This window comes from Methylobacterium sp. D54C, assembly GCF_053345595.1.
Genome location: NZ_JBKFAK010000149.1, coordinates 1 through 338, shown reverse-complemented (window position 1 = coordinate 338; position 338 = coordinate 1). Strand labels below are relative to the sequence as shown.

The following is a 338-nucleotide window of genomic DNA, read 5'->3' as shown; positions in this document are numbered from 1 at the left end:
CGTTGCGCTCGCCCTGGGGCTGCAGCACGTCGGCGGCGCGGTCGATCACCGCCTCGATCAGCCCGGCCAGGATCGATTCGCCCGAGGGGGTCGAGGCGCCGCCGTTGCCCATCGGGCGCCCGGCGCGCTGCGTGTACATGCGGAAGGCCTGCGGCTCCTCGTGGCGCACCGTCACCAGACGGTTGCCGCGCAGGATGAAAGTGATGCCGGCCAGCCCCGGCTCCCCGGCGTCGCTGACCTTCGAGAGCACCCGGCCGGTCATGTAGCGGGCGCCGTCCTCGACGTAGAGCAGCTCCGAGGGCTCGATGTCCTTCATCTCTTCGCGGGTCGGCACCTCG

1 pseudogene is annotated in these 338 nt (G+C 71.9%); it reads right to left on the bottom strand.

The features are described 5' to 3' along the window. Nucleotides 1-338, bottom strand: a pseudogene (locus ACLBYB_RS32925) (magnesium transporter); the annotation flags it as partial.